Origin of the sequence: Chitinophaga tropicalis (assembly GCF_009758205.1) — a bacterium.
In the GTDB taxonomy this organism is placed as follows: domain Bacteria; phylum Bacteroidota; class Bacteroidia; order Chitinophagales; family Chitinophagaceae; genus Chitinophaga; species Chitinophaga tropicalis.
On record NZ_WRXN01000016.1, the window covers coordinates 1 to 14,651 of the forward strand.

Sequence of the window (14,651 nt, forward strand, 5' to 3'; positions counted from 1 at the left end):
CGGTCTGGCTATCCTGCATATAATAAGGCATGGAAGAACGAGCCACTTCACCACTGATGAATGTGTGAGCCCCTAATTGCATGCGCCCTTCCAGGGCTATGCCCATCAGGCGGTAATCAGGTTGTTTTGTACTGTCGCCCGTATTCTGGTTAAATACCTGCTTCTTGCCGAAGTAGTAAGTGAAGATGAGGTTATTCCCCTCTTTCATGCCTATCCCGGCCCTGAAAAGTGATAAGTATTGTCCCGTACGATTGCTGTTCACGACGTAATTCCTGAAACGGTAATCGACCGCCCCGGTAGCAATAGCAACATAATAGGAAGGATTATATTCTGCCTGTACTCCCTGTATGCTGATATCTTTCGCTGTCAGCTCTGAATAATTCACCAGGGTACGGCCTATACCAAAAGAACGGACTGCGAGCAAGGTTTTGTATCCTTTAGGCAATACCGTATCCGGCAGATTGGATGCTTCAAGCGCTTTTGCCAGCTCCCTGTTATTACGGCTGCGGGCTATCTTTTCCACCAGGTCGGTCCCTTCGCTTCCAAATACAGCCTGTTGTTCCCGGTAGGAGGCATCCATAGCACTCAATTCCTTCTGAAGGGAATCCAGTTGCTTTTCTTTTGCTTTGTACTGATCTTCAAAACTGGCGTTAACGGAATCAACGGCAGATGGTGTTTTTGTTCCAGTCCAATTGCCTTTCCAGCGAAGAAGTGTATTTACATTCAATGCAGAAAGATCCGGTAAGGAATCTGCCACATTGCCTGCAGGCAGCGGGGTTCCATACTGCTTCCTCTCCCGTTCTTCTACCAGCTTCTGTACCTGAGCAGAGGAATTTAACCAGCTCCTTAGTTTATAGACCTCCATGGCTTTGCTGTCCAGCTTTGTTCTGTAAGCATTTAGTCCCGACCGTTGTTTTAAACGGTTTTCATCCCAGCCCTGTAACTTCTCCAGCAACATATTCCTGAAATCACGGTTAGTGTACTGGAGATTGACGCCGGTAATGTTCCTGAACAATGCAGCATTGCCCTGGGTTGTTGAGAAGTTTATACGAAGCGGATACCGGTCTCTGACCATAACATCCATATATACTTGTACCGTATGCTGGTATACATCTTTCTGCTGATAGGGCGTATCTACGGCTGACTGGTAATAGAAATCATACATTACATTACCATGCATCGTTAACAGAGGGTTTCTTTTTCTGACAGATTTAACTAGCGGGGAAGTATAATTGATCGTATCACGCTCAAAAGGTATTAACGCCATTACACCGCTGGTATCTATTGTTACCAGGTAGTACACATCTCCCGACATGTGCCGCATTCCACGGGGGAATATTTGTAACAATCCTTTCCCTGATTCACCCGCAATGTTATTGCTACGGAGAAACTGAGCATAAGAATTTACAATCCCTGCAGACAGGAACAATAGTATAGAGACTAATATCTTCACGTACCCTATGATATTTAGACAGTTATGCGGAATGTAACAATGTATTACAAGCCACCCGGGGTTCAATATTTTAATTTGGAAACCGGTAAAGGTTCAGTTCACATCATTCACATAACATTAAATTAATGGTATAGGCGACTATGGTGGTCAACAATAAATCAAGTGGTTAAAATAGCTTCATTCTTTTACGAACAATGGAATAAAAGTATGAACAATATTTTTCATTTTCATGATTACCTGCAGATTTTTTTAATCATTAAAAATCTACCACTTACACAAAGTCTATATAATACTATAACGTAAAAAGCCGTCTCATTTATTTATGAGACGGCTTTTACTATACAAAGCTATATGCTATGAGATTACTGAAAATCCCACCATACGCGTCCGGTTACGTCATTTGCTTCACCGTAAGCGCCTTCCGCCTTCATTGCAGCAATAGCTGCATTGTAGTTAGGAATGTTATCCTGCGCATTAGTAGGCACAGGCAGAACCCAACGGCGGGGAATGGTATTCTTAACCCCGGAAGTGAAGAATGGCTCCAACGGCAGGATAGTTGAACCTTCTTTAGGATAACCTGTGCGTTTCCAGCTACCCCATGCCTCATGAGGAGCTTTGAACAGGTTTACAAAGTTCTGAACAGCTATCTTCTCCAGTTTCTCTTCCTGGGTACCAGTGTAAGCAATATCAGCAGCAGACAGGTAAGCAGTGATCTCAGCTGGAGCTACTGCTGTATAGTCAAGCACCTGTGCCAGGTTACCCATAGCATCATAAGCCTGGATAGAAGCAGTTACACCCTTGTTATACCAATCAGCAGCATCACCGCTGGTTATACCACGCTCAACCAGTTCTGCCATCATAAAGCATACTTCAGCATAAGTGATGATAGGCTGAGTGTATTTAGCGCCATTCTGAGCGCCGGCAGCCTGATCAAGATCAAACAACCTGGTCTGTACACGGGATACTGTATCAACTGTTACAGTAGAAGCCTTACCACCAATAGTGATATTATATGTCTTAGCTCTGAACAGCTGTGCATAGGCAGCGTTATTTCTCGCATCCTGGCTTGAAGGAGCTCCCACATAGCGGCGGGGATTGTACGTAGTACCGGCAGACAACCCTCCACCAGTTACCAGGCTATCAATTAAAGTTTGCCTGTAAGAGTTTTCCTGGTAGAATATACGGATACGGGGATCGCTGTTCTCATACATGAAATCAACCATGTTTTTTGGAGCAACGAAACCGCTACCGTTATCAGGATTCCAGTTACCGCCACGCGCAAAAGTTGTAGAAGCAGAAATAAATTTCCATTCTTCAGCATTGCTTGTAAACAGTCCTGCAGGGCTTGCAAGTACATCAGTCACAATTTCTGATGTTTTGGCAGGAGTTCTCTTATATTGCCGCATCGCCATTTTCAGACGCAGTGCATTACCGGCTTTTGCCCATTTTGCAGCATCACCGCTGTAGAATATGTCGGAAGTACCATAACTTACCTGGTTTGCAGCATTCGCAGCAAGGGTAGCCACAGCAGCCTTCACTTCAGCATCCCATACACCAAATAATTCAGACTGGGAATCATATTTCGGAGTAAAGGTACCGCCTGTACGTGCGCTTAATGCTTCTGTATAAGGAATGCTACCATTGTTGTCAGACATTCTCCAGGCAGTATATGCCTGCAGGATCTTTGCAATAGCTACTACATTTTGATACTTTGCCTTCTCTGTTTCAGGTAATTCACCCACAACAGCTTGTATCTGCGAAGTATAACGGCCTACATTAACATAGAAGTCCCTGTACAGATAGTTAGAGTTAGTGGGAACAACGAAGATAGCAGGGTAAGTACCGGTAGGATTGGACGACACAAACTGCATCCATCTCATGATGTATGTATAGTTGTCGTAGAACCATTCGAAATCCCTATCTACTATTTTGTATTCGGCAGAAACGATCAGGTCTTTCGGATCTGCACTCGGGCTCACCGAAGGATTCGTATTTAATTCTTCAAAGTTTTTGGTACAGGATGACAGCATTAAAGAGACTGCAGCCACACCTATTCCCAATTTATTTATAATTCTCATGTTTGCTAACAATTTTATGATTTAACTGCATCAATTAGAATCCTACCTGTACTGTAACAGCCATGTTACGAGTATAAGGAGTACCACCATATTCAGAGAAAGCTGAAGTGCTGTTGTTACGCAATGCTTCCGGATTAATACCATTAGGCATGTTGTTGTACAACAGACCTAGATTACGGCCAATCAGGTTAACACGAACGCTGTTCAGTTTAACTCTTTCCAGGATGCTTGCAGGCAGAGAGTAACCTATAGATACCTCACGCAGTGAAACATAGCTCGCATCAAATACAGAGTACTCACGGATACCTGCACCCCAATCGCCCAGCATACCATAATATTGGAATGGAGTAAGCGGAGTTACATTACCAGCGTCGTAAGCCTGTTTGTAAGTCTGACCGCTCAGGTCAACTTCAGCACCGTTTACAACAACTTTGTAACCATCAGCAAATACACCATCAGGAATCATACCGTCATCACGGGTACGACCGGTTGCATCAGTCCAGGTAATACCGCCACTTGCAGCATCACGGCCAGGCAGAGTGTTTGCAGTTGTACCACGACCAGTACCATACTGGTGAGAAGCAGAGAACATATCACCACCTATACGGGCCTGTACCAGGAAGCTCAGGTTCCAGTTCTTGTAAGTGAAGTTGTTGCTGAGACCCAGGTTCAGATCAGGAGTGATATTACCTATGTTAGTATTGTCTTTCTGAACATAAGCAACTCCGAATGAAGCATCCTTATTAAATACTTTCTGACCCTGTGCGTTACGGGTATAACCTCTTGTCGTAGCCAGCTGACCATATGCTTTGCCAGCTACTGCAATCACTCTAACACCCTGGTCTTCGTTCAGCTGGATCTCGCTTACTTCAGGAGTCAGTGAAATGATCTTGTTCGTGTTGTGGCTACCATTCAAAGTAACATCCCAGGTGAAGTTTTTCTTCTGGATTGGAGTACCATTGATGGCAAACTCTATACCAGTGTTCTGCATGTTACCGGCATTGATATAACGCTTTTCAACACCAGATTCAATTGTTGTTGGCAACTGAATGATCTGGTTTTTAATATTGGTTTTATACCAGGCAACATCAAAACCTAAACGGTTATTAAAGAAACGAACGTCACCACCAAATTCTAAGCTGCGGGAAATAGAAGGCTTCAGATCAGGGTTCAACAGAATATCTCCATTGTATATTTCCAGGCGGGGCAGGTTACCGTTAGTATTAGCGCCGGTGAAGAAATTCTGTGTACGATAACCACTGCTGGTCTGATAAGGACTCAGGTCACCACCTACCATTGCATAAGATGCACGCAGTTTACCGAAGCTGATCACCTTAGGCAGTTTGCCTTTCAGGCTTTCTGTGAATTCCCACGCACCGCTGAAGGAAGGATAGAAATAGGAGTTGTTGCTATTTCCAGTCAGATAAGTCAATGCAGTAGACCAGTCATTACGTCCTGTTACGTCCAGGAAGAAAGCATTTTTATATGCCAGGCTGGCCGCAAAGAATACAGAATTGATACGTTTGCGGTCAAGCGGCTGATTGTCGATCTGAGCTATACCAGCACTGTTGGAAATGCTGTACAGACCAGGCAAACGCAGACCACCATTTGTTCTGTTCAGGAACTGATTGCCTATACCACTGTTCCAGGTTTCAGCACCAAGGTTCAGAGAACCTTCCAGGTCTTTTCCTAATTTAGGAGTGATCATAGCTATACCAGTAAAGGTATGCTGCAGTCTGTCCATACCATACTCAGAGTAATATCCTGCACCACCAGAGTAGTTTGGTCCCTGACCAGCTTCTTTACGCTCCTCATAAGCGTTTTCCTTACTAAAGTTACCTTTCAGTACAAATTTCAACCAATCAGTAGCAGTTGCATTCAGGTTTAAATAACCAGTTGTCAGTGATTCCTTACGGGTCCAGGTATTGTATTTCAAAGTGAACCAGTAGTCTGCACCTGAGTATTGACCTGTAGGACGCAGAGATTTGTCATCCGGGTTCTGGAAGTTTTCTGGTCTGCTCCAGTAAGCAGGATCATAGTTACGTGGGAATACATAAACATATTTACGTCCCAGGTTGTAGTTGCTATAATCACCACCCTGACGGTCAGGGTTGTCTGTCGTACTCTGAGAGTAAGTTACACCCGCATCAACAGTCAGGTATTTAGAGATAGCCTGAGTAGCTTTCAGAGAGAAGTTATTTCTTTTAAATTCGTTATTAGGAACAATACCCAGGTTATTCAGGTGAGAGAAAGATGCACGGAAAGTACCTTTCTCGCTACCGCCTTCCATAGCTACGTTTGTATTGTAGTACTGACCGGTACGGTACATATCTTTATAGTTATCAGGTTTAGCTGCGTAAGGCTGAACATCGCCGTTGGGCAGCTCTGCCATCTGACCCTGCATTTTAGGACCAAAACTATAACCACCAGCCCAGTCAATCAGGTCAGGATTGGTAGTAGTACCAATGATACCGTCACGACCTGCGCCATAAGTATTCTGCAATTCAATTGGAGTCTTATATATCTGTTCCAGCTGCACGGTCTGACTAACAGTTACGCCTATACCCTTGCGTACAGTACCTTTTTTAGTCGTGATCAATACAGCACCGTTCAGAGCACGGGAACCATAAAGAGCAGTAGCAGCAGCACCTTTCAGTACAGTTACTGATTCGTAGTCGTCAGGGTTCAGGTTTTTCAGTACGTTACCGAAGTTTACCGCATTATCACTGGTAGCATTTTCAAAGATCACTCCATCTACTACGAAGATCGGCTGGTCTTTGTCATTCAACGATTTAGCACCACGCAGTACGATACGGTTAGCAGCCTGCGGACCTCCGGAAGCACCGGAGATGTCCACACCAGCTACTTTACCCTGTAATGCAGCTACCGGGTTGATAGCGTTTGTTTTGGTGATCTGGTCGCCTTTCAGCTCAGTGATAGCGTAACCCAGTTTACGTTGCTCACGTTTCATACCCAACGCAGTCACCACCACCTCATTCAGATTTTTATTGTCTTCCGCCAATGAGACATTAAGGTCTCCGCTGGCAGGAACTTCCCGGGTCACATAACCCATGTAGGAGATCACAAGCGTTCCGTTAGGATTTACGGAAAGTCTGAATCCTCCCTCAGCGTTAGTCATAGTTCCGTTCGTTGTGCCTTTTTCCTTTACAGTAACACCCGGCAGATACCCACCGTTGCTATCTTTAATGGTTCCGGACACTACCTTTTTATCCTGTGCAAACGCCGAGATGCAACAGCATAAGAAGAGCAATGTGCATACAAGAAATGATCTTCGCATAGCTTTCTTTAAATTTTGATTATTACTAGTTGTTTAGTCCTTGATGAGCATAGGTTTCCCCTGCCGCTCTTTAAGCAGCCATGGGTTTAACTTTGTTGTTGATTTCGTTTACGCAGATGTAAAAAGCAGATTTAGTTAATACCGCTAAGCACAGTCCCTTTTAAGTTTTGATTTTTTTAATTCTACAGTTTCCGTCATCTTCTTCATTCCGCCTGAAGAAATATACAAAGGCATAGGCGTTTTCCTATCAGCACAAAAATTAATAAAAAAAATTTAAAATATAACGTCCCAGGTTGTCTCAGTTATCGTCCGCACATATTAAACTTAATTCCTATTTCTAATAACGCTGCCAAGCTAAAGAAATATTAACAGAAGAACAAGAAACATTTAACAGTTTTTTGTCTTTTCGGTAACAATATGTTCAAAACGAGAAGATTACACAAAGAATTAATAAAATAACATTACACCTCAGGCTTTCAAAACCTTTCTTTTTTTAACGAAACTGTTTCATCCCCTTTCTGATAAGGTAGATATAACATTACTAATGTGAGCATTTCATCGGTCGATTTCATATCGCCGTTAGAGTAGATCAATTGAGGAGGACTGGAAGGATTGGCCGGGTTATCAGCCGTATTATCATAAGTACCTTCAATGGTTATAATAGTTCCTTTCGGTATTTTCAGCAATTTAGGGAACCAGTACACTTCCTGCCATTTAAAATCCCAGTTGGAAATAGACACCAGCCTGATAGTATCTTTTTCCGGCGTTACCCCATACGCTTTGAATATCTTACCCACATAGTGCATATGCGGCCAGACAAAAAGCAGGGACTGGTCTTCCGGTGTAGAAACCTTTACCTTAAAGGTTTTCACCGCACCGGCAGGAATATAAAAATAAGGATCTATCTCTTTCTCCCCTATTCCGCCAGAACCCAGGCTGATAGCCCTGACATGACGTTGCACAGGCTTTTTGGTAAAAAACAACTGTATCCCGCTGATGTTCTCTTCGTCTTTTCCCAATGGCGCATAATGCAGGGTCAGCAATATCACTCCCCGCTTAGGCATCACCCAGCCTATATTCTCAGGATAAGATTCATACGAAGTACCGGGAATCCAGCCGCCATAATAGATCATATGCTTGCGGAACGGAATATACTGGTCATATTTGAAACGGGAGTCTTCTGTAAGATTGATGTAATCATCTGTATTGTAGATATCCAGATCAGGTACCGCATCTATTTCATAGTTGACATGATGTATCACTCTATGATTATTGGTAGTGAATTCTATTCCTTCTACAAACGCAGAATCAGGAAGTTCAAACGGGATCTTATAAACAATGAACCTTTCCATATTATCCCCTTTAATATGAAAAGCCTTATTCATTTTGAGTACCAGGTCAGGCTTGCGCTCATAGGCAGTACCTTCTATCAGGGTTGCTTCTTCTTTCTTCTCTGACTCTTTACCCTTCGGCATGTTATTATCAGCCCATTCAGCTATCATAGCTATCTCTTCATCAGTCAGCTTTCTTTCATTGACAAATTTCGGGGAATGTACATCCGGCTTCCATGGCGGCATATACCGGTTCTGAGTAACTTTTTTAATAAATGCAGCTCTCTTGGCTACATCCTCGTAGGTGACCAGCGGGAAAGGTGCTGCATCTCCTTCCCTGTGGCATGGCGTGCAATTAGTATGTATCAGTGGAGCTATATGCTGATTCCAGGTAACACGCTGAGCTTCTGCCCGGTGTAAACTGGTTGTAAGGAACAGGAAAATAATAACGGCAACTCTGCATTGCATACTCGCACCCATAAAATGATAATGATCAATAATTGCTGATCAGACAGCCAATAGGTTTGGTTGAAGAAACCAGTTCATTTCCGGCAAAAAGATTGTTGATGGCCAGTTCAAGATATTTCCTGGTAGGCCTGGTCCGTTTAGTACCAAGACCAGTCACCCAGTCATCTATCAGCCCCCTGTAATATTCTTTACCATTCTTTCCTATCAGCAACACCTCAGGCGTAACAGTAGCCCTCAGGTACTCCGCTACTCTCTTGTCAGTGTCCATCAATACAGGAAATGAGATACTGTAGTCCTTTACGTAAGCCGCTACTTCATCTTTCAGGAACGTCCTCCCACTGATAATACCATAAAACTGCACATCCTGGTATTTCTCCTTCATAGCCTGCAGTATAGGGGCATAATTCTTACACAGCGGGCATTCCGGAGAAAGGAACACATATACCACGGCCTTTCCCATTGGCTTGAGTGTATAGGCTTTCCCATTCACATCTTTCAGCTTTACAACAGAAGATGTTACCGCACTGGCAATCAATTGGGCATTAAGTGTCTGAGTAAATAAGATCCCTGCCAGCAGGGCACAATAAAATAGTCTCGACATAACGTAAAAGTTTTCTCACAACAATAAATTCAAATGGCCCCTAATATCTCTGTCTGATCTGGTTGATACTTTTTTAGCAGATATTACTGCTTGTTTCTCATAATCCGGGGTGTAATATACAAACTCTACATTTACAAAAAAAACTCCATGCGTATAGAAGGTGACCTGGTTCTAACCAAACCAGGTCACCACCTTTATAATGTCTATTTCTTATCCCACCAGATACGGCCAAACACATCTGAAGCGCCTTCACCAAAATCAGGGTTGGTGGCCATTTCGGCCAGTGCAGCCTGATTATTGGCACGGTTCAGGTTTGTTTCGTCCGCAACATTGATAGCAGCCCTTCTCGGAATTACCTGCACCACACCGCTGGATTTCATTACTTCCAGCGCCAGAGGCGTTGTAGCATTTGGCATACCCAGTCTTTTCAGGATAGCCCATGCCTCATTCGGATTCTTGTAGAAGTTCAGGAAAGCCTGGGAAGCGATCAACGCCTCAGCATTGGCAGCATCAAACTTCACACCGGCGCTGTTCTTATAATCAGCGATCTCAGCATCAGTCACAGCGCTGTAGTCAGGCAGCTTAGCCCTGGAAGCCATCAGATCATAACTTCTGATAGATGCCTCAATACCCTTGTTGTACCAGCCTTCGGCATCACTGCCGGCTATTCCTTTTGCAGCCAGTTCCGCACGCAGGAAACAGATATCAGCATAAGTAAGCAGAGGGAAAGAAGTAAATCCTGCACCTGCTACGTTATTATAGCTGTACTCAGCCTGGAACAAACGATACTGTACCAGAGATACGGTATCCAGGTTCTGTTCATTACCCTCACCGTTAATGATCTTTCTTGTCCTGAACCAGGTAGGATACTGGCTAACAGCATCAGGGCTCGAAAAAGCGCCTACATAGCGGTTAGGATTGTATACTGCATTGGCAGGCAGCGCACCCTGGCTTACAGCAGAGTCAAAATTCTCTTTTGAATAATCATTCTGCTGATAGAACACCCTTAAACGGGGGTCATTATTAGCCAGCATGAAGTCCACGAGCGATTTTGCAGAATGGAAACCAAGAGGGTTCCAGTTACCGCCGGACGTAAAAGTATTACCTGCCACCAGCATCAGGTCATCATCAATACTGTTGAAAAGATTACCTCCTGCCAGCACTTCCGTAGCAATGCTCTGCAGCTTTGCAGGCGCTACCTTGGAAAGACGGGATGCTATTTTCAGTCGCAGGGAATTAGCGCATTTCAGCCATTTGCTGATATCTCCCTTATAGTACAGATCGTTATTACCATAGGAAGCCTGTGAAACAGACGGTGCACTTCCCAGTGTAGTGCTGATCTCCTTCAACTGCTGGTCCCACAAGGTATACAGCTCTTCCTGTGTATCATATTTCGGTGTAACAGTACCTCCGTAACGGGCCTGGAAAGCCTCGGTGTACGGTATGCTGCCATTGATATCCGATACATACCATGCATAATAGATATTCAGCAGCTGCGCTATGGCTTTTTCATACACTCTCTTAGCCTGTTCTTCTTCCGGCATGCTTTCAATCAGGTGTATCACGTTCACCAGGTTGTTACCTACTTTGGTATAGTAGTAACCATAACGATTATTGGCATTACCTGTATTGTCTGTGATGAAGTTGGCCGTATTACCGCCGCTGGCCACAGTCGTTTCTGTGAAACGCATAATAGTGCGGTAAAAATCGAAGAAGTATTCAAAATCTCCATTATGGATATTCACCACCGCATTTACAAACTGACCTTCTGGTGTAACCGTAGCCAGCTTTTCAGGGTCAGTATTAATTTCGGCAAACTTGCTTTTACTGCAGCCCGCCAGTGAACCTAACACTGCCGCGTATACGCTGTACCGTTTAACTTTATTGTATATAGTAGTCATTTTGTTTCTTTTTTCTTCCTGAATAATTGATCTCTTTTTACTTTAGAATGCAGCCTGCAGGTTGAAGCCCATAGTTCTTACGAAAGGCACACCACCATAGTCAGCAGCAGAAGCAGAAGAGTTGTTATACAAACCTTCCGGGTTCAGGCCCATTGGCAGGCTGTTGTGAATGTAAAAGAGGTTTCTTCCTACCAGGTTTACACGGAGGCTGTTCAGTTTCAGTTTTGAGTAAAGAGCAGCAGGTACATTGTAACCTACTGTTACTTCACGCACAGCTATCCATGAGTTATCAAAGATGCCGTTCTCACGGATACCAGCTCCCCATGAACCAAGACGGTAATAGTAATCCCATGCTCTCTTAGGTCTTACCAGTCCCTGCTCATATGCTTCCTGGTAGCTCATACCGCTTACATCAACCGGCGATCCTCCGGCAATAGGCGTCAGAGATATACCTTTGTTGAAAACACCATCAGGAATGATACCATCATTATGGCTTACACCGGAAGCATCAGTAAAGGCAATACCACCGCTTGCCGCATCACGGCCAAACAGCGTGTTTTTCAGCTGCCCCTGTGCATAAGCATAACCATAGGTTGCAGAAGAGTATTTACCACCATATTTAGCGTCTATCAGTATGCTCAGTGTAAAGTTCTTATACCTTACAGCGTTGGTCCAGGAAGACTGGAACTTAGGCTGGATTGTGCCTATATCAACATAACCCAGACCCGCATCGCTCGAACGCAGGAAACGGCCGGCAGAGTTCAGCACTCTTTTACCATTGCTGGCGCTTGTAACAGGATTGCCGCTGCCGTCCTTAGCCTGGTAATGGGTAAATGCATATCTTGTCTGCATTACACCATATTCCTGGCCTTTCCTGGCTATAACCAGTACGTCATAACCCTGCGAATAAGCGTTAGGCAGTTCAATTGCATCCACACCGGGAGCAATATCAATTACCTTGTTCTTGTTACGGGTGAATGAAACGGTAGAGGTCCAGTCAACATTTTTAGACTTCACAGGAACAGTGGTCAGCAAGATCTCTATACCCTGGTTCTGTACGTTACCAGCATTGATCAGGCGACTTGAAACACCACTTTCCTGCGGCATTTTCAACGCTATGATCTGGTTGGTCGTATTTTTTCTGTACCATGCTACATCAATGCCCACCCTGTTATCCAGGAAGCGGATGTCTGCACCTACCTCATAGTTCTTCGTGAACTCATTCTTCAGGTTCGGGTTACCCAATACATCACCGTCAAATCCATAACGTGGTATCTGGGAACCATCATTGGAAATATAGTTGCCAATAAAGGAGTAAGTTCCTTTACCGGTAGTATAAGCTTCTGTACCACCACCGGTACCTGCATAAGATGCTCTCAGTTTACCGAAAGACAGTACGCTTCCGTCCAGGTGGAAAGTCTCAGAGAACAACCAGGAAAGGCTGGCAGAAGGATAGAAGTAATTGCTCACACCGTGACCATCAGAATACATCAGTGTAGAGTTCCAGTCATTACGGCCTGTCAGGTCAAGATATAACTGGTCTTTGAATGCGAAGTTTGCAAAAGCATAAACCGCATCAGTTCTGACACCTTTGATCACTCTGGCAGTAGCCAGCGGATCAAGCACAGAATTGCTCATATAGAACTGGCCCGGAGCTTTCAGACCACCACGTGTTTCTGCTTTGTTATAGTTACCATAACCATAGCGGTACGTTTCACCACCTACTGAGAGGTCCATTTCCAGGTCAGCAGTCAGCTTCCTGTGTCCCGCCAGTATAGCCTGCAGGCGATGCTGCATGTTGGTGGTAGAGGTCAGGTTGTAGTAACCACCTGAAAATCCAAGCCCTGTACCCAGTTCCCTGCGCTCATACTGTTGTGAGTTGCTCTGAAAGTCAGCGTTCAGACGGAGATTCAGCCAGTTGGTCACATCCACTTTCAATCCTATACGACCCTGGAAATTATCCTCATCCTGGGTAGTAGTATATTTGTTCAGACGGAAAAAAGTGCTGGACATATCATAAGGGTCATTACGCAATACACCACCCTCCGGATCAATATACCTGTCCTTCCAGTACTTGGTATTGAAGTTACGTGACATTTTATAAACGGAACTGAACACCAGGTTTTCATTACCACCGTTCACTGCGGGGTTCTCAACATTTGTTTTGCCATAGATAGCGCCTACGTCTACAGAAACTTTATCAGACAGTTTATGTGTAGCCCGCAGGTTAAAGTTATTACGTCTGAAATCATTGCCCGGAGCAATACCCTTTGTCAGGTTATTGGAGAATGACAGACGGAAAGTAGTATTCTGATTACCACCATCAATAGCTACGTTCGTGTTCAGGGAAGAACCAGTACGGTATAAGTCCAGCAGGTTGTTAGGCTGAGGAGAATAGTTGATCCAGTTACCCTGCCAGTCTTTTACACGCTGGCCCTGCATTTTAGCACCATAACTGATGGTTCCCCAGTCATTCTCAGGCAGGTAAGGATCGCCGTTGCTGTCAACAGGAAAATCTTTCGGCTCATCACCTACACCATAAATATTCTGGAAGTCCAGGCTTTTGTAAGCTTTATCATATAACTGGGAGTGAGATACTGTAACACCCAGCCCTTTGCGTGCAAAACCTTTTTTGGTAGTGATGATGATCACGCCATTCTGACCGCGGGAACCGTACAATGCAGTAGCAGCACCACCTTTCAGTACAGAAACACTTTCAAAGTCATCCGGGTTCAGGTTCTTCATCATATTACCGAAGTCCTGCGAGTTACCCCACTGGTCACCACCGGTAATAGCGTTTTCCATGAACACTCCATCTACCACAAAGAGTGGCTGGTTGTTCAGACCCAGTGAGTTATTACCTCTGATCAGGATACGGGCGCTGGACTGTGGTCCGCCGCCACCTGTAGTAATATTCACACCGGCTACTTTGCCCTGCAGTGCATTCACCGGGTTTACCTGGCCGGAAAGAGCTACCTCAGAACCCTTTACCTCCGTCATGGAATAACCCAGCGCCTTGCTTTCCCTCTTCATACCTAAAGCGGTCACCACCACTTCCTGTAATCCTTTCTGATCTTCATCAAGAGATACATTGAGGCTGTTGTTGCCGCCAATAGCCACTTCTTTTTTAAGGTACCCTATAAAGGAAAATACAAGCGTCCCTGCCGGATGAGCATTGATCTTGTAATTCCCGCTCATGTCTGTGACACCTCCATTGGTGGTGCCTTTTTCAGAAACACTGACTCCTGGCAGGGGGTAACCTTTCGAGTCCTTTACTACGCCGGTTATTGTAGCCTTCTGTTGCGCCCAGCCGTACTGGAAACACAGAACAGAAAGAACCGCAAATAAGAAAAGCGAATTCTTCATTTTTGTTTTTTTAATTGATTCTGATTGATTCTTTGGTGTGTTTTTGGTATAAGTCCAGATAAGTGCTCATAAGCCTGCCAACCGGGCATAACTCCTCCGTTTGCCCATTTTGCTGCATGGCATTACTTTCCGCTTGCTTTCTTTTTTTAAGATTT

At 44.4% G+C, this 14,651-nt stretch carries 7 protein-coding genes; all 7 read right to left on the reverse strand.

Annotation, left to right across the window (positions count from 1 at the left end; all coding sequences use genetic code 11):
- Window positions 1–1,453: type 2 periplasmic-binding domain-containing protein (locus tag GO493_RS26100; protein ID WP_157309184.1), on the reverse strand; the 1,453-nt coding region annotated here is incomplete at its 3' end.
- A gap of 362 nt (window positions 1,454–1,815) precedes the next feature.
- Window positions 1,816–3,531 carry a SusD/RagB family nutrient-binding outer membrane lipoprotein gene (locus GO493_RS26105; RefSeq protein ID WP_157309185.1) on the reverse strand — a complete coding sequence of 572 codons (1,716 nt, stop codon included), beginning with the start codon at window positions 3,529–3,531 and terminating at the stop codon, window positions 1,816–1,818.
- Window positions 3,532–3,565: 34 nt separating this feature from the next.
- Window positions 3,566–6,829 carry a SusC/RagA family TonB-linked outer membrane protein gene (locus GO493_RS26110; protein WP_157309186.1) on the reverse strand — a complete coding sequence of 1,088 codons (3,264 nt, stop codon included), beginning with the start codon at window positions 6,827–6,829 and terminating at the stop codon, window positions 3,566–3,568.
- A 476-nt stretch (window positions 6,830–7,305) separates the two neighbouring features.
- Window positions 7,306–8,628, reverse strand: a complete 1,323-nt coding sequence (locus tag GO493_RS26115) for a c-type cytochrome (RefSeq protein ID WP_232539100.1) — start codon at window positions 8,626–8,628, stop codon at window positions 7,306–7,308.
- A gap of 25 nt (window positions 8,629–8,653) precedes the next feature.
- Window positions 8,654–9,229, reverse strand: coding sequence for a redoxin domain-containing protein (locus tag GO493_RS26120; protein WP_157309187.1), 576 nt, complete (start codon window positions 9,227–9,229; stop codon window positions 8,654–8,656).
- A gap of 203 nt (window positions 9,230–9,432) precedes the next feature.
- Entirely contained in the window at window positions 9,433–11,130 is a 1,698-nt protein-coding gene (locus tag GO493_RS26125) for a SusD/RagB family nutrient-binding outer membrane lipoprotein (RefSeq protein ID WP_157309188.1), read from the reverse strand.
- A 42-nt stretch (window positions 11,131–11,172) separates the two neighbouring features.
- Window positions 11,173–14,496, reverse strand: coding sequence for a SusC/RagA family TonB-linked outer membrane protein (locus tag GO493_RS26130; RefSeq protein WP_157309189.1), 3,324 nt, complete (start codon window positions 14,494–14,496; stop codon window positions 11,173–11,175).
- Window positions 14,497–14,651: the final 155 nt, after the last annotated feature.

Excerpts from the sequence above, each read along its gene's own strand:
- GO493_RS26110 (WP_157309186.1), bottom strand. The coding sequence starts at position 6,829 with ATGCGAAGATCATTTCTTGTATGCACATTGCTCTTCTTATGCTGTTGC.
- GO493_RS26125 (WP_157309188.1), bottom strand. The coding sequence starts at position 11,130 with ATGACTACTATATACAATAAAGTTAAACGGTACAGCGTATACGCGGCA.
- GO493_RS26115 (WP_232539100.1), bottom strand. The coding sequence starts at position 8,628 with ATGCAATGCAGAGTTGCCGTTATTATTTTCCTGTTCCTTACAACCAGT.
- GO493_RS26120 (WP_157309187.1), bottom strand. The coding sequence starts at position 9,229 with ATGTCGAGACTATTTTATTGTGCCCTGCTGGCAGGGATCTTATTTACT.
- GO493_RS26130 (WP_157309189.1), bottom strand. The coding sequence starts at position 14,496 with ATGAAGAATTCGCTTTTCTTATTTGCGGTTCTTTCTGTTCTGTGTTTC.
- GO493_RS26105 (WP_157309185.1), bottom strand. The coding sequence starts at position 3,531 with ATGAGAATTATAAATAAATTGGGAATAGGTGTGGCTGCAGTCTCTTTA.